This is a genomic window from Burkholderia sp. MSh2, assembly GCF_000731655.1.
Classification (GTDB): Bacteria; Pseudomonadota; Gammaproteobacteria; order Burkholderiales; family Burkholderiaceae; genus Burkholderia; species Burkholderia paludis.
Genome location: NZ_JPGM01000006.1, coordinates 25,321 through 50,790 on the forward strand (window position 1 = coordinate 25,321; position 25,470 = coordinate 50,790).

The 25,470-nt window shown below is 69.2% G+C and carries 19 protein-coding genes and 2 riboswitches; of the genes, 12 read left to right on the top strand and 7 right to left on the bottom strand.

Going from position 1 to position 25,470, the window contains the following annotated elements; genetic code table 11:
• Position 1: 1 nt before the first annotated feature.
• The 4 genes from GQ57_RS04730 to GQ57_RS04745 form a co-directional block, all read right to left on the bottom strand.
• Complete coding sequence (locus tag GQ57_RS04730) at positions 2-976, bottom strand: ABC transporter permease (protein ID WP_031397504.1); 975 nt, start codon at positions 974-976, stop codon at positions 2-4.
• A 160-nt stretch (positions 977-1,136) separates the two neighbouring features.
• Positions 1,137-4,724, bottom strand: coding sequence for an urea carboxylase (gene uca / locus GQ57_RS04735; RefSeq protein ID WP_034197246.1), 3,588 nt, complete (start codon positions 4,722-4,724; stop codon positions 1,137-1,139).
• Positions 4,721-5,377, bottom strand: coding sequence for an urea amidolyase associated protein UAAP2 (locus GQ57_RS04740; RefSeq protein WP_031397506.1), 657 nt, complete (start codon positions 5,375-5,377; stop codon positions 4,721-4,723). The genes uca and GQ57_RS04740 overlap by 4 nt, the downstream gene beginning before the upstream one ends.
• A gap of 11 nt (positions 5,378-5,388) precedes the next feature.
• A complete protein-coding gene (locus GQ57_RS04745) occupies positions 5,389-6,144 on the bottom strand; it encodes an urea amidolyase associated protein UAAP1 (protein WP_034197247.1) in 756 nt (251 codons plus the stop codon).
• A gap of 58 nt (positions 6,145-6,202) precedes the next feature.
• Positions 6,203-6,336: riboswitch (guanidine-I (ykkC/yxkD leader) on the bottom strand.
• A 455-nt stretch (positions 6,337-6,791) separates the two neighbouring features.
• Positions 6,792-6,913, top strand: a riboswitch (guanidine-I (ykkC/yxkD leader).
• A 138-nt stretch (positions 6,914-7,051) separates the two neighbouring features.
• Between GQ57_RS04745 and GQ57_RS04750 the strand changes: the two genes are divergently transcribed.
• From GQ57_RS04750 to pal, 3 genes are all read left to right on the top strand, one after another.
• The gene (locus tag GQ57_RS04750; protein WP_031397508.1) at positions 7,052-8,074 is read left to right on the top strand and encodes an ABC transporter substrate-binding protein; all 1,023 of its coding nucleotides are present in this window, start codon (positions 7,052-7,054) and stop codon (positions 8,072-8,074) included.
• Between the two features lie 373 nt (positions 8,075-8,447).
• Complete coding sequence (locus GQ57_RS04755) at positions 8,448-9,659, top strand: porin (protein ID WP_081896589.1); 1,212 nt, start codon at positions 8,448-8,450, stop codon at positions 9,657-9,659.
• A 634-nt stretch (positions 9,660-10,293) separates the two neighbouring features.
• Positions 10,294-10,785: a peptidoglycan-associated lipoprotein Pal gene (gene pal / locus GQ57_RS04760; RefSeq protein WP_031397510.1), complete on the top strand. Its 492-nt coding sequence runs from the start codon at positions 10,294-10,296 to the stop codon at positions 10,783-10,785.
• Between the two features lie 139 nt (positions 10,786-10,924).
• Here the strand turns inward: pal and GQ57_RS04765 are convergent, their stop codons facing one another.
• From GQ57_RS04765 to GQ57_RS04775, 3 genes are read right to left on the bottom strand one after another with little or no spacing between them, the layout of a single operon-like run.
• Positions 10,925-12,184, bottom strand: a complete 1,260-nt coding sequence (locus tag GQ57_RS04765) for a cytochrome c (RefSeq protein WP_031397511.1) — start codon at positions 12,182-12,184, stop codon at positions 10,925-10,927.
• A complete protein-coding gene (locus GQ57_RS04770; RefSeq protein WP_034197248.1) occupies positions 12,181-12,879 on the bottom strand; it encodes a (2Fe-2S)-binding protein in 699 nt (232 codons plus the stop codon). Before GQ57_RS04770 ends, GQ57_RS04765 begins: the two co-directional genes overlap by 4 nt.
• Entirely contained in the window at positions 12,876-15,752 is a 2,877-nt protein-coding gene (locus GQ57_RS04775) for a xanthine dehydrogenase family protein molybdopterin-binding subunit (RefSeq protein ID WP_034197249.1), read from the bottom strand. Before GQ57_RS04775 ends, GQ57_RS04770 begins: the two co-directional genes overlap by 4 nt.
• Before the next feature lie 477 nt (positions 15,753-16,229).
• Between GQ57_RS04775 and GQ57_RS04780 the strand changes: the two genes are divergently transcribed.
• The 9 genes from GQ57_RS04780 to GQ57_RS04815 all read left to right on the top strand — a co-directional run bounded on the left by GQ57_RS04780 (position 16,230) and on the right by GQ57_RS04815 (position 25,441).
• Positions 16,230-17,780, top strand: coding sequence for a sensor domain-containing diguanylate cyclase (locus GQ57_RS04780; protein ID WP_034197250.1), 1,551 nt, complete (start codon positions 16,230-16,232; stop codon positions 17,778-17,780).
• A gap of 248 nt (positions 17,781-18,028) precedes the next feature.
• Positions 18,029-18,304, top strand: coding sequence for a hypothetical protein (locus GQ57_RS04785; RefSeq protein WP_031397515.1), 276 nt, complete (start codon positions 18,029-18,031; stop codon positions 18,302-18,304).
• Between the two features lie 248 nt (positions 18,305-18,552).
• The gene (locus GQ57_RS04790) at positions 18,553-19,590 is read left to right on the top strand and encodes a succinylglutamate desuccinylase/aspartoacylase family protein (protein ID WP_031397516.1); all 1,038 of its coding nucleotides are present in this window, start codon (positions 18,553-18,555) and stop codon (positions 19,588-19,590) included.
• A gap of 533 nt (positions 19,591-20,123) precedes the next feature.
• Complete coding sequence (locus GQ57_RS41335) at positions 20,124-20,462, top strand: hypothetical protein (RefSeq protein WP_152603192.1); 339 nt, start codon at positions 20,124-20,126, stop codon at positions 20,460-20,462.
• Positions 20,463-20,686: 224 nt separating this feature from the next.
• Positions 20,687-21,061 (top strand): hypothetical protein, encoded by a 375-nt coding sequence (locus GQ57_RS04795; RefSeq protein ID WP_034197251.1) that lies wholly within the window; start codon positions 20,687-20,689, stop codon positions 21,059-21,061.
• A 369-nt stretch (positions 21,062-21,430) separates the two neighbouring features.
• Entirely contained in the window at positions 21,431-21,991 is a 561-nt protein-coding gene (locus tag GQ57_RS04800; RefSeq protein WP_031397518.1) for a GNAT family N-acetyltransferase, read from the top strand.
• 54 nt (positions 21,992-22,045) lie between these two features.
• On the top strand, positions 22,046-22,987 hold the full coding sequence (locus GQ57_RS04805; protein ID WP_031397519.1) for an ABC transporter substrate-binding protein: 942 nt from the start codon (positions 22,046-22,048) through the stop codon (positions 22,985-22,987).
• A gap of 44 nt (positions 22,988-23,031) precedes the next feature.
• On the top strand, positions 23,032-24,081 hold the full coding sequence (locus GQ57_RS04810; RefSeq protein ID WP_034197252.1) for an LLM class flavin-dependent oxidoreductase: 1,050 nt from the start codon (positions 23,032-23,034) through the stop codon (positions 24,079-24,081).
• Positions 24,082-24,088: 7 nt separating this feature from the next.
• A complete protein-coding gene (locus GQ57_RS04815; RefSeq protein WP_031397521.1) occupies positions 24,089-25,441 on the top strand; it encodes an LLM class flavin-dependent oxidoreductase in 1,353 nt (450 codons plus the stop codon).
• Positions 25,442-25,470: the final 29 nt, after the last annotated feature.

The window sequence follows — 25,470 nt, forward strand, 5'->3', positions numbered from 1 at the left end:
GTCACGCTTTCAGCGTGCGGTCCCACGGAAACAGCTTGCGGCCGAGCAGCGCGAGCACGATGTCGGTGCCCAGCCCGATGATCCCGATCATCAGGATCGCCGCATAGACGTTGTCGAAATGCTGGTAGCGGGCCTGCTGGCTGATGTACCACGTGATGCCCGAGCTCGTGCCGACCAGTTCGGCGACGATCAGGTAGGTCCACGCCCAGCCGAGCAGGATCCGCTGGTCGCGATACAGGTCCGGCAGCACGCCGGGGATCACCACGTGGGTGAGCAGCTTCAGTCGCTTCGTGCCGAGCGTCATCGCGGCCTCGAACAGCCCGTATTCGAGCTTGCGCGTCGTGTTCGCGACAATCAGTACCTGCTGGAACAGCGTCCCGATCACGATGATCGCGACCTTCGGCGCGTCGTAGATGCCGAGCACCGCGACCATCAGCGCGCCGAACGCCGGCGCGGGCAGGTAGCGGAAAAACTCCAGGAACGGCTCCTGCAGCCTGGCGAGCGCGCTGAAGGTGCCGCAGACGATGCCGAGCGGCACGCCGATCGCGGACGAGATCGCGAAGCCCCAGAAGATGATCCGGATGCTGTGCCACAGGCTTTCGTGCAGCCACACGCCGTCGCGCGATGCCGGCGGCGTCGTGAACGCCGTGTAGAACGCGCGCAGCACCTGATGCGGCGCAGGCAGGTAGACCGGGTTCGCGCGCACGCCTTCCGGCACGGCGGCGTGCGTCGCGCGCGCATGCGCGAGCTCGTCGTCGAACACGTCGCGGTCGATCTGCATGCCGGGCTGGAAATAGTCGACGCTTCCCGGGTTCGTGATGCGCATTTGCGGATGCCAGACGAACGGCACATAGCTGATCAGGCACCAGACGGCGAACGGCAGCAGGAAGGACGCCGCGCCGAGCGTCCATTTGCCGCGCGTCGTCAGCTCGCGGCGCACCGCGAGCCATCCGGTCGTGTTGCGGGTCATTGACATGGGAATCTCCGTATCGTTTCGGTTGCCGGTCGCGCGGATGCCGACAGGCCGCGCGACCGGGTGTGCATTGCAGTGCGCCGGTCGCGCCGGTCGCGCCGCGCGTGGCGGTCGCGCGGCAACGCCGCCGGGCGCCGCAGCAGGGTCGAACGCGCCGTCGTGCTCATGCGACCGCCTCGGCGGCGCCGGTCGTCATCACCATCAGCCGCTGGCCGGCCACCACCGCCGCGCCCGGCGCGCAGTCGATCGTCTCGATCGTGCCGTCGTCCGCCGCCGTCACCGTGACCTCCATCTTCATCGACTCGACGATCGCGACGGCCTGCCCCGCGCTCACGCGCTCGCCGGCTTCGACCAGCACCTTCCATACGCTGCCCGACACGTCCGCCGCAATCGCGCGCTGCGTATCGGCGAGCACCCCGGCGTCGCGCGCGGCTTCCGGATCGCCCGACGTCGCGTCGCCGACGTATTCGGCATGGCCAGCCGCCCGCCACCGTTCGCGTTCCGCTTCGAACGCCGCCTGCTGCGACGCCTTGAACGCGGCGATCGAATCCGCCTCGTCGCGCAGGAAGCGGTTGTACTCGCCGAGATCGAACACCGATTCCTCGATCTCCAGCCCCGCCCGGCCCGCGATGAAATCCACGCGCAGCGCCGCCAGCTCGGCCTCGCTCACCTCGTGAAAGCGGATCTCGTCGAAGAAGCGCAGCAGCCAGGGCTTGCCGGCTTCGAACTCGCGCGTGGTCCGGTGACGGTTCCACATCTGGACGGTGCGGCCGACGAACTGGTAGCCGCCGGGCCCCTCCATCCCGTACACGCACAGGTAGGCGCCGCCGATACCCACCGCGTTCTCCGGCGTCCAGGTCCGCGCCGGGTTGTATTTCGTCGTCACGAGCCGGTGACGCGGATCGAGCGGCGTCGCGACCGGCGCGCCGAGATACACGTCGCCGAGGCCCATCACCAGATAACGCGCGTCGAACACGATGCGCTTCACGTCGTCGATGCTGTCGAGACCGTTGATCCGGCGGATGAATTCGATATTGCTCGGACACCACGGCGCATCGGGCCGCACCGACTGCATGTAGCGCTCGATCGCGATGCGCGTCGACGGGTCGTCCCACGACAGCGGCAGGTGCACGATGCGGTTCGGCACGCGCATGTCGGCCACGTCGGGCAGTTCGCGCTCGGCCGCCTGCAGGTGCGCGAGCAGCGCGGCGAGCGGCAGCGCCCGGGCGTCGAACTGCACCTGCAGCGACCGGATGCCCGGCGTCAGGTCGAGCATGCCGGGCAGCCGGTGCGCGTCGAGCCAGCACATCAGCGCGTGCACGCGAAAGCGCAGGTTCAGGTCGAGCGCGAGCGGCCCGTATTCGATCAGCACGTTCCGGTCGCCCGAGCGCCGGTAGACGACGCCGATGCCGCCGCCGGCCGACGGGTCGCGATCCAGCACGCAATCGTCCGGCGCGGCGCCGGCCGCATGCGGGAGCGCGTCGACGGCCGTCCCGGCCGACACGCGGGCGCGGACGAACTGCACGGTATCGCCCGGCCGCAGTTGGCCGAGCTTCCACAGCTCGTCGCGCACGACCGTCACGGGGCACACGAAGCCGCCGAGGCTCGGGCCGTCCGGGCCGAGGATCACCGGCATGTCGCCGGTGAAGTCGACCGCGCCGATCGCATACGCGTTGTCGTGAATGTTGGACGGGTGCAGGCCGGCCTCGCCGCCGTCCGCCCGCGCCCACTGCGGCTTCGGGCCGAGCAGCCGGACGCCGGTCCGGCTCGAGTTGTAATGGACCGTCCACTGCGTGCGGTACAGCATCGCGATGTCGTCGCTCGTGAAGAAATCCGGCGCGCCGTGCGGGCCGTCGAGCACGCCGAGCGTCCATGCGTGCGTCAGCGCGGGGATGTCGGCCGTGGCCAGCGTCGCGCCGGCGTCGCCGCGCCCCGCATCGGCATCCAGATGCAGCACGTCGCCCTTGCGCAGCGCGCGCCCCGCATGGCCGCCGAACTGGCCGAGCGTGAAGGTCGCCTTGCTGCCGAGCGTGTCGGGCACCTGCAGCCCGCCTTTCACGGCCAGGCACGCGCGCACGCCGGCGCCCGTCACGCCGCCCAGCTTCAGCACCGCGCCCGGCCGCGCGCGCAGCACCTGCCAGAACGGTGCGGGCTCGCCGTCGAGCGTGGCCGCGAGCGGCGCGCCGCCGAGCACGAACAGCGCCCCGGTATTGAAGCGCAGCGTCGCGCCGACCATCGTGAACTCCAGCCCGGCCGCGTCGCGCGCATTGCCGAGCAGCGCGTTCGCGAGATCGAACGCGCGATCGTCCATCGGCCCGGACGGCGGCACGCCGACGCTCCAGTAGCCAACCCGCCCGGGCGTCTGCTGCACGGTGGTCTGCACGCCGCCGTCGAGCACGTCGATCGTGTGAGGCGCGAACGCGAAACGGGACAGGAAGGCCGTGGTCGCCGCGCCGCGCGCGAACGTGTCCGAGCCGGCGATCGCGCGCAGATAGTCGAGATTCGTCTCGATCCCGTACAGCCGGGTGCGCGCCAGCGCGTCCTGCAGCGCGGCCAGCGCATCGCGCCGGGTATCGCCGCGCACGATCAGCTTCGCGAGCAGCGGATCGTAATGCGCGCTGATCTCGGTGCCCGCGTCGATCCATCCGTCGACCCGCACGTCGTCCGGAAACGCGACGTGCGTCAGCAGCCCCGCGCTCGGCAGGAACTGCTTGTGCGGATCCTCGGCGTAAAGCCGTACCTGGATGCTCGCGCCGCGCGGCGCGACGGCGAGCGTGTCGAGCGGCGGCAGATCGCCCTCGGCCTGCAGGATCATCCATTCCACGAGGTCGACGCCCGTCACCGCTTCGGTCACGCAATGCTCGACCTGCAGCCGCGTGTTCACCTCGAGGAAGTAGAACCGGCGCGCCTGCGCGTCGAACACGAATTCGACCGTGCCGGCCGACGCGTAGCCGACCGCGCGGGCAAGCCCGACCGCGCTCGCGTGCAGCGCATCGCGCTCCGCGTCGGTCAGGCCCGGCGCGGGCGTTTCCTCGATCACCTTCTGGTTGCGCCGCTGCACCGAGCAGTCGCGTTCGCCGAGCGCGATCGCGCCGCCCCGGCCGTCGCCGAAGATCTGCACTTCGATGTGGCGCGCATGCTCGACGAACTTCTCCAGATACACGCCGGCATGCGCGAAATTCGCGCGGCCGAGCCGCACCACCGATTCGAACGCGGCGTCGAGTTGCGCGGCGTCGCGACACAGGGACATGCCGATCCCGCCGCCGCCCGCGGTGCTTTTCAGCATCACCGGATAGCCGATCGCGTCGGCTTGCGCGCGCGCCGCCATTGCGTCGTCGAGCAGGCCCGTGCCCGGCAGCAGCGCGACGCCCTGTGCGGCGGCGAGTTCGCGCGCGGTGTGCTTGAGGCCGAACGCGCGCATCTGGTCGCCGCGCGGCCCGATGAAGCGCAGGCCCGCGGCTTCGCATGCGTCGGCGAAGCCGGCATGCTCGGACAGGAAGCCGTAGCCGGGATGCACGGCTTGCGCGCCCGTCTCGCGCGCGGCGGCGAGGATCGCCGCGACGTTCAGGTAGCTGTCCGCCGCCGGCGCGGGGCCGACCCGCACGGCTTCGTCGGCGAGCGTCACGTGACGGGCGTCGCGGTCGGCGTCCGAGTAGATCGCGACCGACGCGATCCCGAGCCGCTTCAGCGTGCGGATCACGCGGCACGCGATTTCGCCGCGGTTCGCGACGAGGACCTTGGCGAATCTCATGCGGCCTCCCAGATCGTGAGGCGCACGGGCGTCGGGCGGTAGCCGTTGCACGGATTGTTGAGCTGCGGGCAGTTCGAGATCAGCACCGTCACGTCCATCTCCGCGCGCAGCTCGACGTACTTGCCGGGAGCGGAAATGCCGTCCTCGAACGTCAGCCCGCCGAGCGGCGTGACGGGCACGTTCATGAAGAAGTTGACGTTGCCGACGAGGTCGCGCTTGGTGAGCCGCGCGCCCGCGCCGCACGTGCAATGCACGATCGCGTTGAGGAAGCTGTCGCGGCAGTTGTGCATGTGGCGCGTATCGGGCGCGTAGCGCACGGTGTTGCTCTCGGCCGCGCAGGCGCCGCCGAGCGTATCGTGGCGGCCGCAGGTATCGGCAACGATCGTCGCCATCGGGTTGCCCCGGTTCGACAGCAGCACGCTGCCCGCGCTCAGGTACAGGTTGCGCTGCGCGCGGATGGTGTCCTGGGCGCTGTAACGCTCCCCGGTGTCGTCGGACCGGTAGAACAGCGTGTCGACGGCCTGGTTGCCCTCCAGGTCGAGGATGCGGAACACCTGCCCGCGCTTCAGGTCGTGCAGCCACGGTTCGCCGGCGTTCAGCGTGGTGTCGTGGATCGCGTCGCGCGTGTCGAGACGGCTTTCGATGATCGGCATGGCCAGGCTCCTCATGCGAACAGTCGGTCGGTGTTCGCGAAGCCGCGCGTGTTCTCCGCGCAGGCGCGGCGGCACGGGTCGTCGCCGGGCGCGGCGCCGTCGGCCGGATACGCGCGGTACGCGATCAGCTTCACGGCCCCGGGCGCATGGTCCGGGCGCGGATCGAGCGGATGCGGCGCGGTCGAGAACGCCGCGAGCGTGTTCATCTCGAAGCGCAGGTCGACGGCGCTGCCCGCCGGCGAATGTCCGGCGACGAAATCCAGCGTGCCGTCGTCGCGCGTGTCGAGCCGGCTGAAGAAGTTGACGTTGGCGGCGAGATCGCGCGCCGACAGCCCGTATTTCGCGAGTTCGAGCACGAGGCTGTCGCGGCCGTTGCGGATCATCGCGTTGCGATCGGCCTGGTAGGACGTCGTGCCGTACTTGTGCGCGAACAGCCGCGCGTCGCCGACGCCGCCGAGCGGGTCGTGCCAGCCGAGCGTGTCGGCCGTGATCGACGCGATCACGCGCCCCATGTCGGTGTACAGCGCATGGCCGCGCGTGAGATGCGCGGTGTGCTGCGCCTTCAGCGTATCGGCCATGTTGTAGCGCTCGAGCGGGTCTTCGTGGCGATGAAACACGGCGGACAGGTTCGCGCCGCCGTCGACGTCGACGACGCGCAGCGCGAGACCGCGGCGCAGGATGCCGGACCAGTGGGTTCCGGCGGGGATCAGCGTTTCCCACACGACGTGCGGCGGCGGGGCAAGGACGGCTTGGGGGCTCGGCGACATGGCGGCTCCGTGGATCGGTTGGACAAAAGGCGTGAGAGGGCGACCGAACGACATCGCGACCTCCCGGGCTTTTATCCCTCCGTGGAGCCTCGCCGTTTCCTCGCAGCGAGGAAGGGGCAAGACCGGATTGCTCTCGGACCAGCCGTCGCGCGACGCGAACGCCGCACGACCGGAACCCTAGCGATCCTGAAGATGATGCAAATTGCTTCGCACCTCTCGGGCAACCACCAAGCGAGTTGCGTGCCAGCTATCGGTCGACGGCTGCTCGACGGCTGCTCGACGGCTGCTCGACGGCTGCGCCGTGGCGCGCACACGCGGGCCGCGCCCGTCGCGCACGGCCACCGCCTGCCCTCGCGGCGGGCGTGCGGCGCACCACGCAAACGCGCTCGCGCACCGGCGCAGTGCGCACCGCGCCCGCCTGCGCGGCACGATCCGTCGTGGCACGGGCATTGCTGGATGCACGCACCTTCACTTGAGGCCCCCCAGTCATGAACAAGCTCGACCTGCTCCGGCGTGCGCTGAGCGCGCTCTTTTCCGTCCGTTTCATCGAACTGCAGCGCGCCGTGCGCCGCCGCTGAACCACGCCGTCGCGCGCCGTTGGCACGCTTCTCGCTCGGTATGACGCCGAGAGGTGCGGCGGCGTCGCATCTTAGGGGTGCTAGGGTTCCGGTTCATCGAACGTCTGGTCCGAGAGCAGCCCGGCGCGGCTTCGTCCGATCGCGAGACCGGATGCGCACGTGCTACACGGCGGGACAAAAGCCCGGGAGACTGGCGATGGCAACGGCCGTCGCGCCTCTCCGTGGCCGCCCTGTTCGTTCCGCTTCCGCAGGAACCGGCCACGCGGCCGGACCGTGCATGGGCACGGTCCGTATCGACGATCCCGATCCCGGTCTCCTGGAGAACAACGATGACCCGTCCCGCCCCGGCCCCTCGCCACCTGCTGTCCTTCCGTTTCGTCCGTCACGTACTGGGGGCCGCCGCCGCGGCCGCCACCCTGCTGGCGACGCCCGCCGCGCACGCGGCCGCGCCGCTCAGGATCGGCTACAGCGACTGGCCCGGCTGGGTCGCCTTCCAGGTCGCGCTCGACAAGGGCTGGTTCAGGGAAGCCGGCGTCGACGTCGATTTCGAATGGTTCGATTACTCGGCGTCGCTCGACGCGTTTTCCGCCGGCAAGCTCGACGCGGTTGCGGCGACGAACGGCGACGCCCTCGTGACGGGCGCGGCGGGCGCGAAGAACGTGATGATCCTGCTCACCGACTATTCCGCCGGCAACGACATGATCGTCGCCAAGCCGCCGCTGCGCAGCGTCGAGGCGCTCAAGGGCCGCAAGGTCGGCGTCGAACTCGGCCTGGTCGATCATCTGCTGCTCGAAACCGCGCTGCAGAAACACGGGCTGAAGGACGGCGACGTCACGCTCGTGAATGCAAAGACCAACGAACTGCCGCAGGTGCTCGGTTCGTCGGCCGACATCGCCGCGGTGGCGGCGTGGCAGCCGAACGCCGGCGAGGCGTTGAAACGCGCGCCGGGCGCACGCGCGATCTTCACGTCGGCGGATGCGCCGGGGTTGATCTACGACGCGATCACGGTCGCGCCGGCGAGCCTCGCCGCGCGCCGGGCCGACTGGGGCAAGGTGATCAAGGTCTGGTATCGCTGCGTCGCGTACATCAACGATCCGAAGACGCAGGCCGATGCGGTCAGGATCATGTCCGCGCGTGTCGGGCTGCCGCCGGAACAATATCTCCCGCTGCTGAAGGGCACCCACCTGCTCGACGAGGCTGCCGCGAAGCGCACGTTCCGCAAGGGCGACGGGCTCGATTCGATCTACGGCTCGACGCGCAACGCGAATGCGTTCAACGTGCGCAACGGCGTCTACAAGCAGTCGCAGGACGTCGACGCGTATATCGATCCGCGCCTGGTCGCGCCGCATTGACCGGCGCCGGGCCGCGCGTCGGGCGCCGGCCCGGCTGACGAAGGCGCACGCGCCGGCTCCCGTCGCCGCATCCCGGGTGCGCGTCGACGCCCGGGTGCGGCCGGCGGCGATCGCCGCCGCACCGTCGCGCCGGCCCGTCGGACACGACACGGCCCGATCGGCATCGCCCGTTCGATCGCGCCCCTCCCGCGCCTCCCGCCCTCTTTGCGTCCGATTGCCGGCCGAACGACGGCCGGTTGCCGCTGCGCGATTCCATGCGAATCCGCAGAGGACCTTTCCTGTGCAACGCCTTAATCGAACTCCGCACGATCTCCAATAATGGCCGCTCGATCCGCCGGCCACCGGGCCCGGAGGAAAAACGATAAAAACTCCTATGCATTCCTACAAAATGAACAAGCACGCCACCACTCGCGCCGCGGGGACCGCCATTGCCGCCTGCCTGACCGCCTTCGCGCCGGGGGGCGCACAGGCACAGAGCAGCGTGACGCTGTACGGCCTGATCGACACGTCCATCACGTACGCAACGAACCAGCGCACGCATGGCGCAGGCTCGCCGGGCAGCGGCACGGTCGCGATGACGAGCGGCGCACTGAACGCGTCGCGCTGGGGGCTGCGCGGCCGCGAGGATCTCGGCGGCGGGATGGCCGCGGTGTTTACGCTCGAGAACGGCTTCTCCGGCACCACCGGCGGGCTGTCGCAGAAAGGCGTCGACATGTTCGGCCGCCAGGCATGGGTGGGCGTGAGCTCGAAGACGGCCGGCACGCTCACGTTCGGCCGCCAGTACGACCTGATCCTCGATTTCGTGACGCCGCTCGGCGCGTCCGGCCCCGGCTGGGGCGGCAACCTCGCGGTGCATCCGTACGACAACGACGATTCGAACCGCAACCTGCGCATCAACCAGGCGGTGAAGTACACGAGCCCGACGTACCGCGGACTGACGTTCGGCGCGATGTACGGGTTCTCGAACACCGCCGGCCAGTTCTCCAACAATGCGGCCTGGAGTGCCGGGGTGTCGTACGCGAACGGGCCGCTCAAACTCGGCGCGGGCTACCTGAAGATCAGCCGCGATCGCAACTCGCCGAACCCGAACGGCGCGCTCAGCACGGTCGACGGTTCGGCGACGATCACGGGCGGCAACCAGCAGATCTGGGCCGCGGCCGGCCGTTATGCCTTCGGGCCGCATTCGGTCGGCGCCGCGTGGTCGCACTCGACCACCGACGGCGTGACGGGCGTGCTCCAGGGCGGCAGCATCGCCCCGCTGAAGGGCGAATCGCTGGTGTTCGACAACTTCACGGTCGACGGCCGCTTCTTCGTCACGCGCGCGTTGAGCCTCTCGGCCGCGTACACGTACACGATGGGCCGCTTCGACACGCGCACGGGCCAGACGCGCCCGAAATGGAACCAGGTCGTCGCGCAGGCCGACTACGCGCTGTCGAAGCGCACGGACGCGTACCTCGAAGGCGTCTACCAGAGCGTGAGCGGCGGCAACGGCAATCCCGCGTTCAACGCAACCGTCTGGACGCTGACGCCGTCGGCGAACAGCAACCAGGTCGTCGTCGCGCTGGGGCTGCGCCACAAGTTCTGATCGTGCAGCCTGCGCGCGGACGCCATCCGTTCCGCGTGCAGGCCGATCGCTGCCCGCATCCGGAAGTCATCGGCGTGCCCTGGCCCCTGAGCCCGCGCACGCCGAAACCTCGCTTTCGGACGGGTTGGCAACCGCCCGGCGACTGGCCGGGCGGTTGCCCTCGGGCCCGCGCCATCCCACGGCTCGGCCCACGATCTTGCAAGGCGCTCGTTCCGGAACAAGCGCCCCGTGATGCAGAACCGCTACGCGCCGCGCGACACGCTCACGTCGCCGCAAGCACGCGCGACCGGTCGCGCCCCGCGCCGCAACATGCGGCGCGACGACCCGCGCCCGCCGCGCCGGCGTCGTACCCGCTACACCCGCTCGGGAGCAGGAATGCCCTCCCGATCATCGCGCCGACGCAAAAAATGCGAAGCAACTGGTCACGTTGCGACATTTTTCCTAATCTGATTGCAGCGACGCCGTGCTTCGGCGTTCCGGCCGCAACATGCTTTCATCCGGCTTGTCGCACATCGCCGGCAGACGAACCCGCATCACGCCGGCGAGGCCCGACCGTTCGCGCCGTCGCGGCCGGCGCGCGTGCGCGGGTCACACGCGCCCCGCCATGAACGCAGTCAATCGCTGGAGACGAACGATGAGCAAATTGAACCGATTTGCGGTCCTGGCAGCCTTCGTACTGCTTGCCGGCTGCCATCACGCGGCGAAAACCCCCGAGAATGCCGGCATGGCGCAGACGCCGTCGCGCGAAGCCGTCGCAACGGTGATGGCCGACGATCTCGACAATCCGAACAGCCCGCTCGCGAAGCGCAGCATCTACTTCGATTTCGACCAGTACTCCGTCAAGCCCGAATACCAGTCGCTGCTGCAGGCGCATGCCGACTACCTGCGCAGCCATCCGTCGCGGCACGTGCTGATCCAGGGCAACACGGACGAGCGCGGCACGTCCGAATACAACCTCGCGCTCGGCGAGCGCCGTTCGCAGGCGGTGGCGAGTGTGCTTGAAACGCTCGGCGTGCCGGCCGCGCAACTCGAGGCGGTCAGCCTCGGCAAGGAAAAGCCGGTCGGGCTCGGTCACGACGAGGAGTCGTGGGCCCAGAATCGCCGGGCCGATCTCGTCTATCGCTGATCGCGCGCGGCTGTACGCCGGCGGCCCGGGAGGATGAGGCGGCGGCGACCGAAAAGCCGCCGCGCGAGGTCGGGCGGCACATCGCGCGCGAGCGCCGGACACCGGCCGCCTCGCGCGCACTGCCCGCTCCGGGCGCGACTTAACGCATGGCCTTCACGTCGGCCGGCGTGACGCTCGCGGGCTGGCCGCCCCACGTCGCGCGCAGGTAGTTCGCGAGCTGCGCGAGTTCGTCGTCGCTCAGCGTGTGCGCGAAACCCGGCATCGGCTGCAGGTTTTCGAAGCCCGCAAACTTCTGCTCGCCGATGCCGTCGAGCATCGCGACCAGCAGGTTGCGCGGGTCGCCCTGGCGCACCGTCGAATTGCCGTTCATCGGCACCGCCACGTGCGGCTTGCCTTCGCCGTTGAAGCCGTGACAGCCGGCGCAGACCGCGAGATAGACCGAGCGTCCGGCCGCGAGCTGCGCGGCGTCGGCCGACACCGGCTTCACCGGTTGCGGCGCGGGCGGCGTATCGCCGAGCAGGTACACGGACAGCCCGCGCAGGTCGTCCTTCGTCAGGTACTGCGTGCTCAGGTGCACGACCGGGTACATCTCGCCGAACGCCGAGCCTTGCGGCGCGATGCCGACGCCGAAGAACGTCTGCAGGTCGGTGCCCGTCCAGCCGCGCGCGGCGAGACCGGCCGGCGTGATGTCCGGCGCGGCCACGCGGCCGAGCGCGGCGCCCGCGAACGGCTTCGCGCCGTCGAGCTGGCCCGTGAACGCGCGCGGCGTATGGCATTCCGCGCAGTGCCCGAGCGCGCCCGCCAGGTAGCGGCCGCGCTGCCAGTCGGCGGACTGGCCGGCCGATGCGTCGGGCAGGCTGTCCTTCAGGAACAGCATGTCCCAGAAGACCATCCCGAAGCGCAGGTTGTACGGGAACTTCAGCTCGTGTTCGCGGTTCTCCTGCGCGACCGGCGTGACGGTCTTCAGGTAGGCGTACATCGCGTCGGAATCGGCGCGCGTGAGCTGCCGGTACGACGTGTACGGCATCGACGGATACAGCCGCTTGCCCGGCGCCTTGCCGTCATGCAGCGCCGCGTAGAAATCGTCCGCGCTCCAGTTGCCGATCCCGTGATCCTTGTCGGGCGTGATGTTCGAGCCGTAGAACGTGCCGAACGGCGATTCGAGCGCCGCGCCGCCGGCGAACGGCGCGCCGTCCTTCGCGGTGTGGCAGGCCGCGCAGTCGGCGGCCTTGACGAGATAGCGGCCGCGCGCGACCGGGTCGGCGCCGGGTGCGCCGGACGCCGCGCTCGAGGCCGGCGCGTCATGGCCGCCGCAGGCGGCGAGCAGCAGCGCGCTGGCGGCCGCGAGCGCGGGCAGGCCCGCGGCCCGCGCGACACGATGGGCGAATGTGCGTTTCATGCGGCGTCCTTCACGAGTCCCGGCGTCGTCAGCACCACGTCCTTGACGGCTTCGTAGTAGCGGACATAGCCCGTGCAGCGGCAGATGTGTGCATCGAGCGCCGCGGTGATCGTGCGCTCGACGTCGGCCTTCGCGATCGGCTCGCGCATCAGGCGCTCGATCAGCACGGTGGCCGCGTTGACGAAGCCCGGCGTGCAGTAGCCGCACTGGAAGCTGAAATGCTCGAGGAACTTCTGCTGGATCGGCGACAGCTCGACCACTTCGCCCGCGTCGTTGCGCTTCGCGTGCCCTTCGATCGTGCGGATCGAGCGGCCGTGGAAGAAGTGCGCGCCGGTGATGCAGGTGCGCATTTCCTCGCTCGTGCCGTCCGGCTTGTCGACGATCACGACGCATGCGTGGCAGATGCCCTGCCCGCAGCCGAGCCGCGAGCCGGTGAGGCCCGCATATTCGTGCAGGAACTCGATCATCATCAGCCCCTCGGGCACCTGCATCGGGCCGACGGACTTGCCGTTGATATTGACCGACAGCGGCTTCTGCTGGAAGCGGACGAGCGGACGCTCGACGGCGGCCGATGCCGATGCCGATGCCGGTACGGCGGACGCCGGCATGACCGGCGCGGATGCCGGAGCGGCCGAAGCCGCGCCCGGCGCGGCGGCGGCGCTCGCCGCCGACGCTGCGGTTTGGGCGGTCGTCATGCGAGCACCTCCTGAATCTTTTGCGGGGTCACCGGCAGATCGGTGAAACGATGGCCGATCGCGTGCGCGATCCCGTTCACGATCGCGCCGACGACGGGAATCATCACCACTTCGGCGACGCCCTTCGGCGGATCGGTCTCGGACAGCGGCGGCAGCACGTCGCCCGTCTGGGTCCAGACGGCGACATCGGATGCGCGCGGCAACTGGTAGCGGTTGAAGTTCCACGTGCCGTTGCCGGGGCCGTCCTCGTAGAGCGGCAGGTATTCGTGCAGCGCGTGGCCGATACCCATCGCGAGGCCGCCCTGCAACTGGCCCGACACGAGTTGCGGCGAAATCTGGTTGCCGCATTCCATGATCGAGTGGTGCGTGAGCAGTTCGACCTTGCCGGTCGCTTCGTGCACGGCCAGCTCGACCAGCGTGCCGACCGCCGTGTAGTACGTGACGGCCGCGTTGTTGCGGCTCGTCGGCGGAATGAACACGCGCTTGCGGTCCAGCACGCGATAGCCGTTCGCGGTCGGCGCGAGCGAGCCGCGCATCGCGGTCGCGCCGGCGGGCGCGGCGGTGCCGGGCACCGGGCCGTTGTCGCCCGTCCTCGGTGCGCCGACGCGCAGCGACAGCCCGTCGATCGGCAGGCGTTCGATTGCGCCGCCCACGTCGAACTCGGCGTCGGTCCACTGCCAGCGGTTGAACACGTGCACGACGGCGCCGGTCGGCAGGCCGAGCGCGTGCGCCTGCTTCGCGAGCTGTTCGAACGTCAGCGGCTCGAGGCCGTCGGCGGTCAGCTTGCCGTCGACCCAGCGCGCATCCTCGATACGGATCGTGTACGGCGCGGCCTGGCCGCCGCCGAGGCCGCGCGACCAGATCGACATCGCGGCCGGCCACAGCCCGTAGCGGAACACCGCGCGCGCGGCTTCGCGCGTGCTGTGCGTGAAGTAGTACGCCGAGTTCGTCGCGCTCGACGGCGACGCATAGCCCGGCGACCAGCGCGGATTCGCGCTCAGGCGATCCTGGTCGGCCTGCGACATGAGGTAAGGGTCGCCGCTCGTCTCGACCGGCAGGTCCGGCCACTCGGTCACGGCGACCTGTACGTCGGTCGCCGGGCGGCCGAGCCATTTCGCGACCGCGACGGCCTGCGACGTCGACATCCCGGTGCCGATCTCGGCCGCGGTGTGCCGCAGCGACACCTTGCCGTTCTCGTCGAACTCGACCTTCGCGAACGACGCTTCCGCGCCCGTGCCGAAATCCTTCTGCACGCACGCGAAGCCGACGCCGTAGCGCCTGCCCGGGTTCGCCGCCTCGAATTCGGCCTTGCGCGCGGCGCGGCGCGTCCACAGCGGATGCTGTTTCGCGCGCTCCAGCACTTCGTCGACGCGCAGCGCGCCGGCGGGAATCGCGCCCTGCGTGTTCTTCATCCCCGAACGCAGCGCATTGCGCAGCCGGAAATCGATCGGGTCGATGTTCAGTTGCGCGGCGATCTCGTCGACCGCCATCTCGGTCGCCGCCATGCTCTGCAGCGTGCCGTAGCCGCGCGCGGAACCGGCGTCGATCGCGCGCGACGCGATCGCGACCGCGGCCAGGTCGCTCTTCGGGAAGTAGTAGATCGACTGCGCGGCCGTCGCACCGACCATCGCGACCGACGGCGAGAAATTGCAGCGCCCGCCGCCGTTCGCCTCGAAGTCGCCCTTGAACGACTGCAGCAGGCCCGTGTTGCGGTCGACCGCGATCCGGTAATGCATCTTGAACGCGTGACGCTTCAGCGACGTCTGGAACTGCTCGTAGCGGTCGTTCGCGAAGCGCACCGGACGGCCGTCCGCGTACAGCGCGCATACGAGGCCGTAGAACGGCACGTTGAAGTGATCCTTGGAGCCGTAGCCGACCGTGTAGCACGGATGCACGAACAGCTTCTTCACCGGGAAGCGGCATTTCGCGACCATCGCGGCCGCGTTCTCCGCCACTTCGAGCGGCGACTGGGTCGGCACGACGAGGTGCAGCGACTGCGTCGCGGCGTCGTACCAGCAGTTCGCGTTGTCGGGTTCGAGCGCGGACGTGTCGACCGACTGCGTGTTGTACTCGCGGTCGAACACCAGCCAGTCGGCCGACGGACGGTCGAGCTCGGCGGCGATCTGCCCCGCGAGGAACATGCCCTGCTCGTCGAGCTTGCCGTGCTCCTTGCCGTCCGGCCACACCGGCAGGTGCTTGCGCATCATGCTCGGGAAGATCGGCGCGTCCTTCAGGCTCGAATAGACGTCGTCGTCGTAGGCCGTCTTGCCGCCCACGCGCACGTAGCGGAACGTGCCCCACGGATCGCGCTCGAGCGGGCCCGTGACCGCGCCGTAGCGGATCACGTCGTCGCGGAACTTGAGCGCGTTCTTCGCGAAGCGGAAGCGCGCGAAGTCGTGGTAGATGAGGATCGCGACCGCCTGGCCCAGATACGCGGGCGTCTTGCCGGCCGGCAGCAGCATGTCGTCGCCGTAGAACGCGGGGAACGCGACGCCGTCGCGCGCGAGATCGTCGGCCGTGACCACGCGGTCCGGCTGCAGGTCGTCGCCGAGCAACGCGAGGTCGAAGCCCGCGTACGCGCGGTCGGCCTGCGTGACGCGCAGGATCAGCGCATGCGACTGCTGCTGCGGCCAGTGCGGCATGTCGGCTGCGCGCACGTCACGGGCGAACACTTTCGAGCCCGTGACCTTCGCGATGCCGTCGATGCGGAATTGAGGGATGCCGGTGACGCTATCCCATTTGACGGGAGTGAGGAGTTTTTCTTCGAAGAGCGCCGCGAATGCGCGGCTGCCCAGGGGCGCGACGTACACTGCAACGCCCGCCAGCACGCTGGCTTTCAGAAACCCCCGCCGTGACAGGCCGTGGTTTTTCATTGGGGGGAACCTCCTGATACGGCTCGGACGGCGATCGGATGTCGCGACGTTCGGAGCGGCGCGCATTCTGGCATTGTTCTCGATATATCGCCTATAGTATTTCTCGCATGAAATACTTATTGGATTACTTATAACGGTGCGCAGCCGGGCTGCGACAGCCGGTCGCGGGGCGGAATTCTTCGACGCGCCTCGGGTTCGCCGCCGTTTCGACGGTGCCGGACACGCACTGCACGCATACCCGCCACGCACTGCGGCGGGTTCCGCCGTCGCCGAAACCCGCGCCGTTCCCGACGATGCCGCGAGCGCGCCGACGCCTGCGCAAGCCGCTCGCGGGCGCGGTTCGCGACGGCGGCCGGCGGCGCTCCCGCGCCGCATTTGTTTCATGGTAATGTCGTGCGCATCCGGCTTGGGCGGGCTTCCGTCATGCGCCATGCGGGCGCCGCCAGCCATCGCGACATCGTGTCGAGGTCAAAAACCATGGCAGTCAGGGCGTCTCTCCTGCACTCCGTTCTCGCCACTCCCCCCTCCGGCAATCACCGCGTGACGGCCGCGCTGCGCCCGTCGATGCTCGTCACCCTGTTCGAGGACGTCCGCCCGATGGCGCTGTCCGGGCTCGCGAGCAATTTCGTCGCGGCCGTCGCGCTGATCCGGCTGCAGCAGCTCTGGTGCCTCGCGTGGCTGATCGCCGACGTCGGCCTGCTCGCCGCGCGGCTCACGATCGCGCGCACCTACGCGGCCCGGCGCGACGCCGGCGACGACCGCCCCGAATACTGGGCGATGCACTATGCGCCCGTGTCGCTCGTCGCGTGCTTCGTGCTCGGCCTCGGCGTGATGGGCTGTCTGCAGGCCGTCGACGTCGAGCTCGGCACACTGTCGGTGATGGTCGCGGGCGGCGTGTTCGGCGGGATCGCGTCGCGCAATTCGGCGCTGCCCCGGCTCGCGATGACGCAGGTCACGCTCGGCGTGCTGCCGATCGGCGCGGGCGCGCTGCTGGCCCACCGGGCCGGCGCGTGGCTGCTGCTGCCGCCGCTCGCGATCTATCTCGCGGCGCTGCGCACGGTCGTCCAGCGTCACTATCGCGTGCTCGTCGCGCTGATCGCCGCGCGCCAGCGCAATGCCGAACTCGTCGCGCGCTTCGACGCGGCGCTCACCTACATGCCGCACGGCCTGTGCGTGATCGACGGCGAGCACCGCGTGATCGTCGCGAACCGGCGCACCGCGCAACTGTTCGGCTCGCCGCGCGAGATCATGCTCGATACGCCGCTGCCGGAGGTCGTCGCGGCGCTCGGCCCGACCGCCGCGACCGATCCGGGCGCTATCGCCCTCGCCGCGCAGTGCGGGATCTGGCTGGCCTGCGACGAGCCCGTGCCGCTCGAGATCGCGCTTCCGGACGGCCGCCAGCTCGAACTGACCCGCCACCGCGTGCCGGACGGCAACGCGGTGATCATCGTCGAGGACGTCACCGCGCGCCGCCGGACCGAGCAGCACATCCGCCATCTCGCGCGGCACGATGCGCTGACCGGCTTGCCGAACCGCCACGAGCTGCACGCCGGGCTCAAGCGGATGCTCGCCCGCCGGCCGCGCATGCCCGGCCCCTCGCTCGCCGTCATGTATCTCGACCTCGACGGCTTCAAGACGATCAACGACCGCTTCGGCCACCAGGCCGGCGACGACGTGCTCACGCAGGTCGCCGAGCGGCTCGGCAAGACGCTGCCGAACGGCGAGCTGGCCGCGCGCATCGGCGGCGACGAATTCGTCGTCGCGATCGACGACACGACGATGCAGGCGTGCTCGATTCTCGCGGCGCGCATCATCCGGCAGATCTCGGCGCCGTACACGCTGTCGGTCGGCGAGCGCGTCAGCCTCGGCATCAGCATCGGCATCGCGCTCGACGACGGTCACGGCTCCCCCGACGAACTGATCCGGCAGGCCGATAGCGCGCTGTACGACGCGAAGTCGGCCGGCAAGGGCATCTACCGCTTCTATTCGAGCGGCAGCCACCCCGTCGCGCCCGTCGCCGCGCGCTGAACCCGCCGCGCAAGCGCCCCGTCGACCGGCGTTGGCCGCCGGCCGCCGGCCGCCGCCGCTCACGATGATTCAATTCTGAAACGTCCGGCGCGACCGCGCGCGTGTCACGTGACATGTTCCGTAACATCGCCACGCCAGGTTGACGAAATTGGACGAAGATAAGCGCGGGATCAACGCAATTTCCGGAAATCCTCGACTGGCATCCTTATTGCTCCTTGATGGGGAAAGAACACCTCAGGGAGCCCAACATGAACACCGTCGAAGTCCTCAGCCGTGCCGAAACGATCGATGAGATGGAAGTCATCGACGGCGCATCGCTGATCCGCCGGCTCGTTTCCGAGCGCCGCCTGCCGCCCGCCCGCGAGGCCGCGTGCGTCGACAATCCGCCGCTGACGCTGTACGGCGCGTTTCGCCAGGGCGTCGCCGATCACGGCGCGCGGCGTGCGAATCCGTATCGCGCCGGCAGCCGCTTCTGGGCGCTGTGGGAAGAAGGACGTCTCGAAGCTGAAACATCGGGCCGCTAAGCCGGCGAACAGGCGCCGGCCCTGTCGCGGCAGGACGCCGGCGCGAAACATCGCGCGAACGCGGCCGGCCGGCGCACCGGCCCGCGTTCATGGCTGAAACATCGTGCGAGGCGCCGCGTGCCTTCCGCAACCGCGGCGCATCCGTGCACATCCCGGTTGACGCCGCTCGACGCCGTGCACACCCGGCCCGGCGCGCGGCGGGTGTTTCCCGATAAGATGGCGGCTTCCGTTCAGCGAACGATGCCGCCATGACCGTCTCCTCCTCACACCGAAACCCCATCCACTGCGAGATCGATCTCGACGCGCAAGGCAAGCACGCGGGATACCTGCGGCTGCCGCATTCCGTGCACCGCTCGGCCTACGGCTGGCTGCCGATCCCGATCGCGTCGATCCGCAACGGCGACGGGCCGGTCGCGCTCGTGATGGCCGGCAACCACGGCGACGAATACGAAGGCCAGATCATCGTGTCGCAGCTGATGCGCGAGATCGAGCCCGAGATGGTCAGCGGGCAGTTGATCCTGTTGCCGATGGCGAATTTCCCGGCGGCGGACGCGGGCCTGCGCGTGTCGCCGCTCGACGAAGGCAACCTGAACCGCAGCTTTCCCGGCGATCCGGCGGGCACGCCGACGCAGATGATCGCCCACTACATCGAGCATGTGCTGCTGTCGCGCGCGCAGTATCTGGTCGACCTGCATTCGGGCGGCAGTTCGCTGCTGTACCAGGGCGGCAATATGCTCGCGATCGATCCGCTCGACGCCGACGAAGCCGCGAAGCTCAACGGGCTGCTGGTCGCATTCGGTTTGCCGAATGCGTTGCTGCATGCGCCGAACCCGGTGCATTCGGCGTCGGCCGCGCGCCGGCAAGGCGCGATCTCGATCGTCACCGAACTCGGCGGCGCGGGCATGGCCGATCCGTCGCTGATCCGGCTCGGCCGCCACGGGCTGCTGAACTACCTCGGCCATATCGGCCTGCTGAGCGGCGCGCTCGTGCCGGACGCGCCGCCGACCGTCACGCGCTTCATGCGCGTCGACGGCGACCGTCACTTCGTCTATGCGTACGAGCGCGGGCTGTACGAGCCGCTCGTCGAGCTTGGCGAGCAGGTCAAGGCCGGCCAGCCGGCCGCGTGGGTGCACTTCCCCGATACGCCGCTGCGCGAGCCGATGCTGCACCGGTTCAAGGGCGACGGCGAAGTGGTGTGCAAGCGCGTGCCCGCGCAGGTCAGGCGCGGCGATTGCCTGTTCCAGCTGGCGGAGTTGTCGGCGGCGCCGAGCGTCGTCGGGCCGTGAGCCGGAGCGTGCCGTTCGATGCGTCGCGACGTTGAAATGCGCGGCGTGGTACGGCACGACTGATCGGCGCGACTGGCGACATTCCTGATACTTTTCAGGATTCGGGATCGATCCGCGGTCGCGCCGGATGTAGAGGGTGACTTCTTCCCGGCCTACGTCGAATCCGTCCCGGATTCACGAACACCATCCGACACAGCGAAGCTGTCGATCGCTTCGCGCGGCGCATCGGCCCGCCGACGTTACAGGCCGCCTCGTCCGGCGTCTTGAGTCCCGCAACGGGTATTTCAGCGAAACGATCGACGGGATTCGACGAACAGCGGCGTACCGACCTGGTTCGCTGATTCAAAAGAACAAAACGACCCGATCGCATTCCGCCTATGGCGATCCGCCGGCTGCACGGCGGGCGTCGTATCGGACATCGAATCCGCACCGCAGGCGGCACGCTCATTGCGAGCGACTCTCATTTCCAATAGCATCCGGTCGGGCGCCTGAAACCAACATCATCGACGCATATTCCATAGGAGTGCTTGTCAATGAGAGAGCTGAACGCAAGTGTAATTTCAGCGGTTGCTGGAGCGGGACTTGTCGGTACCGTCGCAGGAAGTATTGCCGGGGCTGCCGTGGGCCCCGAAGTCGGCGCTGGAATCGGTGCGGTCGTAGGTTCCGTCGTTCCTGGTATCGGCACAGTCGGTGGAGCCATCGTTGGCGCCGGCATTGGCTCGGTCTACGGATCGATGGTTGGGGGCGCGTCGGGGGCATACGTGCCGAGCAAGATCCAGGATGAAGATTGGGCCGCTTTTTTCGGACCATCTTTTCGCCCTCGATTTGAAGGCATGTGGGGACTGTCGGACTGGCTTCAAAGTCATTTCTGACCCATCGCCCCAATCAAGAGAGCGGCTCGATCCCATTCGGTGATCGAGAAAACACCCGGCCCATCCCCGCACTGACAGGATGGGTCAATTTTGCGCTCCCGATTCAAGCGTCTTGAAAAATCGCCCGACTCTCGTTACCCGACAAGGTCACGATTTCCAATCGGCATGCCGCCTTGCAGCGCCATACACGCGACCAATCCCGGAGTCATCGAACCGATACGGCCATGAAAGAAAACGCTCCCCGAGAACAATTCCTGATCGCCTGCCTCGTCGCCGGAACGGCTCTGGTTGCGCTGACATCGACAATCTTCGCGATCTGCGAACCTGCGTTCCTCAGCGACTATCTGGGCGGATCGGCAATGTGTCTTGCAGCGTGTTTCCTCGCCCGAAAATTCATCCAGTCAACACGCGGACGTTTTATCGACATCAGCAGGTATACGACTTCAGCATCGATGGGAGCCGTCGGCCTTGCCGTCATCATGTCGGCCGCCGGAATTCTATTGAAGCTTGCCAGCGGAACACCGGTGTTTCTGTTTGTCGTGCCGGCCACCCTTGGAGCGGTGATCCACGATATCGGAAGCCTGCGACGATATCCGTGATCGACGGTCATCCGCGATATCACCGGCAATTTCCGCCCGGCCCGACGAGAGTCCGTCCATGACATCGACAATTCGCGCCTTGAGTACGCTTGGCGTGCGACCCTCGACGCAGGCCCTTTCCGCTCCACCCCACTCCCGCTGCAAGCCTTCTGACGCCCGCCGCGAAATCCTTATCGAAATTGCTTCGTTCGCCTTTGCCGGCCGCGCCGCTAACGTGTTCGAAACGGCGGCGGCCCGCCACCTGCACCGCAGGATGCGCACCCGCCTCCGCCACCACGACAACCGCGCCGCGATAACGGAACAGACCGGACGGGCCGCGTGCCCGCAACCGGCAACGAACGTCCGCATCGCGCGCCCTTCGCGATGCCCATGGCCACGAACGACCGCCTCATCGACACGACGCCGCTCGATCTCCGCGCGCAGCCGCTGATCGACGCGCTGATCGACGAGTATTCGACCCGCTACCACGCATACCGCCCCGACAGCCGCGCGTCCGCGCGCGACGAACTCGCCCGCTATCCGGCCGAACTGTTCGCCCCGCCCGACGGCGCGTTCGTGCTGCTGCTGCGCGACGGCGAAACCGTCGGCGGCGGCGCATTCAAGCGCTACGACGCGCAGACCGCCGAGCTGAAACGCATCTGGACCCGTACGGACCTGCGCCGCCAGGGCCTCGCGCGGCTGATCGTCGACGCGCTCGAACTGCGCGCCGCGCAACAGGGCTATCGCCGCATCTACCTGACCACCGGCTTCCGCCAGCCCGAAGCATGGTCGCTGTACGACCGCACCGGCTACACGCGGCTGTTCGATTCGGCGATCGAGCCCGAAGCGTATTTTCATTTGCCGTTCGGCAAGGACCTGGCCGATCCCGCGCGCACGTCCACGCTCGCCGATCTGTGGGCGCCGTTGCCCGAACCCGTGTCGCCGCGCTGACCGCGCGACCGCGCTGACTTTCCCGGATTCCGCTCTCCACGACAGGACGTTCCCATGCAACGAGCCGTATCGCTCTCTTCCCGCGCCGCACGCACGCTGGCCGCCACGCTGATCGGCCTGACCGCGTTCGCCGCGGCCGCCGCCACGTTCGACCTGAGCCCCGAGCAGCGCGGCCGTCCGCGCGGCATCGCCGATGCGGCCGTCGAACGCGCGGTGCCCGCGTCGTTCAGGTTCGCCGAGCCTGACACGCTGACGATCGGCATCGCGCCGAGCCTGCCGCCGATCAGCTCGTATGCGACCGACGCGCGCACGGTGATCGGCTTCGACGCCGACGTCGGCCAGCTCGTGTCCGACAGCCTCGGCCGCAAGCTGAAGATCGTCCCGCTCGCGTGGGCCGACTGGCCGCTCGCGCTCGAATCGGGGAAGGTCGACGCGGTGATCTCGAACGTGACCGTCACCGAGGAGCGCAAGCAGAAGTTCGACTTCTCGTCGTACCGGCGCGACCTGGTGGGCTTCTACGTGCGCAACGACAGCAAGATCCAGGCGATCCGCGAGCCGAAGGACGTCGCGGGGCTGCGCGTCGTGACCGACGCCGGCACCAACCAGGAAAAGATCCTGCTCGCGTGGGATCGCGAGAACGTCGCGCACGGGCTGAAACCCGTGCAGATCCAGTATTACGACGATCAGGCGATGCGCATCGTCGCCGTGCAGTCGGGCCGCGCCGACGTCGTGTTCAGCGTGAACTCGGTGCTCGCGTACCAGAGCGCGCAGCAAGGCAAGACGCGGCTCGTCGGCGCGATCAGCGGCGGCTGGCCGCGCACGGCCGACATCGCGATCGCGACGCGTCGCGGCAGCGGGCTTGCCGAACCGCTGACCGTCGCGCTGAACGGGCTGATCAGGAACGGCCGCTACCAGCAGGTGCTCGACCGCTGGAACCTCGCGTCGGAAGCGATCGACCAGTCGCGCACGAATCCGCCGGGGCTGCCGAAAAGCTGAGCGCCGCCCCGCCCATCCACGCCATTCGCAGGACGCCGCCCACCATGTCTTATTCGCTTTCGTTGCTGGACAAGAGCCCGATCGCCGACGGCGCAAGCGCCGCCGACGCGCTGCGCTTCACGACGACGCTCGCGCAGCGCGCGGAGCAGCTCGGCTACGCGCGCTTCTGGGTCGCCGAGCATCACGGCGCGCCGGGCTTCGCAAGCTCCGCGCCGGAAATCGTCGTCGCCCACCTGCTCGCGCATACGTCACGCATCCGGGTCGGCTCCGGCGGCGTGATGCTGCAGCACTACAGCCCGTTCAAGGTCGCCGAGTCGTTCAAGCTGCTGGCCGCGCTCGCGCCGGGCCGCGTCGATCTCGGCGTCGGCAAGGCGCCCGGCGGGCTGCCGCTGACCACGCGCGCGCTGCAGTGGTTCCACGACAAGGCGCGCAAGCCAGGCTTCGAGGGCCAGCTCGCGGAACTCGAAGCGTTTCTCGGCTGGGGCGTCGCCGAGGATCATCCGCTTGCCGGCGCGGTGGCGCTGCCCGTGCCGCCGCAAGCGCCCGAGCGCATCCTGCTCGGCGCCTCGCCGGACAGCGGCGCGCTCGCCGCGCGCCACGGCTGGCGGTTCTGCTACGCGGGGCACTTCAACGGCGACGACGCGAATCTCGAACGCTCGCTCGAGGCCTACCGCAACGCAGGCGGCACCCGGCCGCTCGTCGCGCTGTACGCGGTCGCCGCGCCGACGCGCGACGAAGCCGAACGGCTGATCGGTCCGATGAAGATCTTCAAGCTGCAGCTCGCGGGCGGCCCGAGCTTCAACCTCGCCAGCGCGCAGGCGGCCGCCGAATTCGCGCGGCAAAGCGGTGCGTCCGACTACCGGATCGACGAGTTGCGGCCCACGGTGCTGGCCGATACGCCCGAGCGCGTGCACCGCGCGCTCGACGCGTTGAGCCGGCGGCTCGACGTCGACGCGTTCGTGATCGACTCGCCGGTGACCGATTACGCGGCGCGGCTCGCGTCGGCCGAATGGCTCGGCGGCGCGCTGTCGGCCACGCCGTTGCAGGCGGCCCTCGCGGCCGACAATTCCCTCAGCCCTGACCAGAACGCGTGACACGCCCATGACCACCCGACGATCGATCCCCTTCGGCCTGATGCTGCAAGGCGCAGGCAGCCACATGAATGCCTGGCGGCACCCGAGCAACCCGCCGGACGCGAGCATCAACCTCGATTTCGCGATCGGCGTCGCGCGCAAGGCGGAAGCCGCCGGCATCGCGTTCGCGTTCGTCGCGGACGGCCTCTACATCAACGAGAAGTCGATCCCGCACTTCCTGAACCGCTTCGAGCCGCTGACCGTGCTGTCGGCGCTCGCGGTCGCGACGAAGAAGATCGGTCTCGCCGGCACGATCTCCACGTCGTACAGCGAACCGTTCACGGTCGCGCGCCAGCTCGCGTCGCTCGACGCGATCAGCGGCGGGCGCGCGGGCTGGAACGTCGTGACGACGCCGCTCGAAGGCACCGCGAAGAATTTCGGCAAGACGCATCCCGATCACGCACTGCGCTACGAGATCGCCGACGAATACCTCGACGTCGTGCAGGGCCTGTGGGACAGCTGGGACGACGATGCCTTCGTGCGCGACCGCGCAACCGGCCGCTTCTTCGATCGCGACAAGCTCCACACGCTCGATCACCACGGCCGCTTCTTCCAGGTGGCGGGCCCGCTGAACATCCAGCGCTCGCCGCAGGGGCAGCCGGTGATCTTCCAGGCCGGCTCGTCCGACACCGGCATCGGGCTCGCGGGCAAGTACGCGGATGCGGTGTTCACCCATTCGCCGTCGCTCGACGAGACGGCCGAGTTCACGCGGCGCGTGAAGCAGAGCGCGATCGAGCACGGGCGGCAGGCCGGCGACGTGAAGATCTTCCCCGGCATCGGCCCGATCGTCGGTCGCACGGCCGCCGAGGCCGAGGACAAATACCAGGCGATCCGCGACCTGTTGACGATCGACGAGGCGCTCGCGTATCTCGGCCGCTATTTCGATCACCACGATTTCACGCAGTACGCGCTCGACGCGCCGTTCCCGGAACTCGGCGAAATCGGCCGCAACAGCTTCCGCTCGACCACCGACCGGATCAAGGCCGACGCGAAGCAGCAAGGCCTGTCGCTGCGCGAAACGGCCCTCGCCGTGGCCACGCCGCGCCCGAACTTCATCGGCACGGCCGAGCATGTCGCCGACGAGCTGATCCGCTGGCACGACGCGGGCGCCGGCGACGGCTTCATCCTCGGCTTCGCGGTCCAGGCGCAGGGCGTCGACGATTTCGTCGAGCTCGTGATTCCGGTGCTCGAGGCGCGCGGGCGCTACAGCCGCGACCTCCCCGGCGCGACCCTGCGCGACCACCTCGGGCTGCCGCGCAAGGCCAGCCGCCACGCGACGCCCGGCGCGCCGCACGAAACGGCGGCCGAAGCGCACGCCTGACGCCGCCGCGCCGCCCGACCGCCCGCGCG

Excerpts from the sequence above, each read along its gene's own strand:
- GQ57_RS04730 (WP_031397504.1), bottom strand. The coding sequence starts at position 976 with ATGTCAATGACCCGCAACACGACCGGATGGCTCGCGGTGCGCCGCGAG.
- uca (WP_034197246.1), bottom strand. The coding sequence starts at position 4,724 with ATGAGATTCGCCAAGGTCCTCGTCGCGAACCGCGGCGAAATCGCGTGC.
- GQ57_RS04740 (WP_031397506.1), bottom strand. The coding sequence starts at position 5,377 with ATGCCGATCATCGAAAGCCGTCTCGACACGCGCGACGCGATCCACGAC.
- GQ57_RS04745 (WP_034197247.1), bottom strand. The coding sequence starts at position 6,144 with ATGTCGCCGAGCCCCCAAGCCGTCCTTGCCCCGCCGCCGCACGTCGTG.
- GQ57_RS04750 (WP_031397508.1), top strand. The coding sequence starts at position 7,052 with ATGACCCGTCCCGCCCCGGCCCCTCGCCACCTGCTGTCCTTCCGTTTC.
- GQ57_RS04755 (WP_081896589.1), top strand. The coding sequence starts at position 8,448 with ATGCATTCCTACAAAATGAACAAGCACGCCACCACTCGCGCCGCGGGG.
- pal (WP_031397510.1), top strand. The coding sequence starts at position 10,294 with ATGAGCAAATTGAACCGATTTGCGGTCCTGGCAGCCTTCGTACTGCTT.
- GQ57_RS04765 (WP_031397511.1), bottom strand. The coding sequence starts at position 12,184 with ATGAAACGCACATTCGCCCATCGTGTCGCGCGGGCCGCGGGCCTGCCC.
- GQ57_RS04770 (WP_034197248.1), bottom strand. The coding sequence starts at position 12,879 with ATGACGACCGCCCAAACCGCAGCGTCGGCGGCGAGCGCCGCCGCCGCG.
- GQ57_RS04775 (WP_034197249.1), bottom strand. The coding sequence starts at position 15,752 with ATGAAAAACCACGGCCTGTCACGGCGGGGGTTTCTGAAAGCCAGCGTG.
- GQ57_RS04780 (WP_034197250.1), top strand. The coding sequence starts at position 16,230 with ATGGCAGTCAGGGCGTCTCTCCTGCACTCCGTTCTCGCCACTCCCCCC.
- GQ57_RS04785 (WP_031397515.1), top strand. The coding sequence starts at position 18,029 with ATGAACACCGTCGAAGTCCTCAGCCGTGCCGAAACGATCGATGAGATG.
- GQ57_RS04790 (WP_031397516.1), top strand. The coding sequence starts at position 18,553 with ATGACCGTCTCCTCCTCACACCGAAACCCCATCCACTGCGAGATCGAT.
- GQ57_RS41335 (WP_152603192.1), top strand. The coding sequence starts at position 20,124 with ATGAGAGAGCTGAACGCAAGTGTAATTTCAGCGGTTGCTGGAGCGGGA.
- GQ57_RS04795 (WP_034197251.1), top strand. The coding sequence starts at position 20,687 with ATGAAAGAAAACGCTCCCCGAGAACAATTCCTGATCGCCTGCCTCGTC.
- GQ57_RS04800 (WP_031397518.1), top strand. The coding sequence starts at position 21,431 with ATGGCCACGAACGACCGCCTCATCGACACGACGCCGCTCGATCTCCGC.
- GQ57_RS04805 (WP_031397519.1), top strand. The coding sequence starts at position 22,046 with ATGCAACGAGCCGTATCGCTCTCTTCCCGCGCCGCACGCACGCTGGCC.
- GQ57_RS04810 (WP_034197252.1), top strand. The coding sequence starts at position 23,032 with ATGTCTTATTCGCTTTCGTTGCTGGACAAGAGCCCGATCGCCGACGGC.
- GQ57_RS04815 (WP_031397521.1), top strand. The coding sequence starts at position 24,089 with ATGACCACCCGACGATCGATCCCCTTCGGCCTGATGCTGCAAGGCGCA.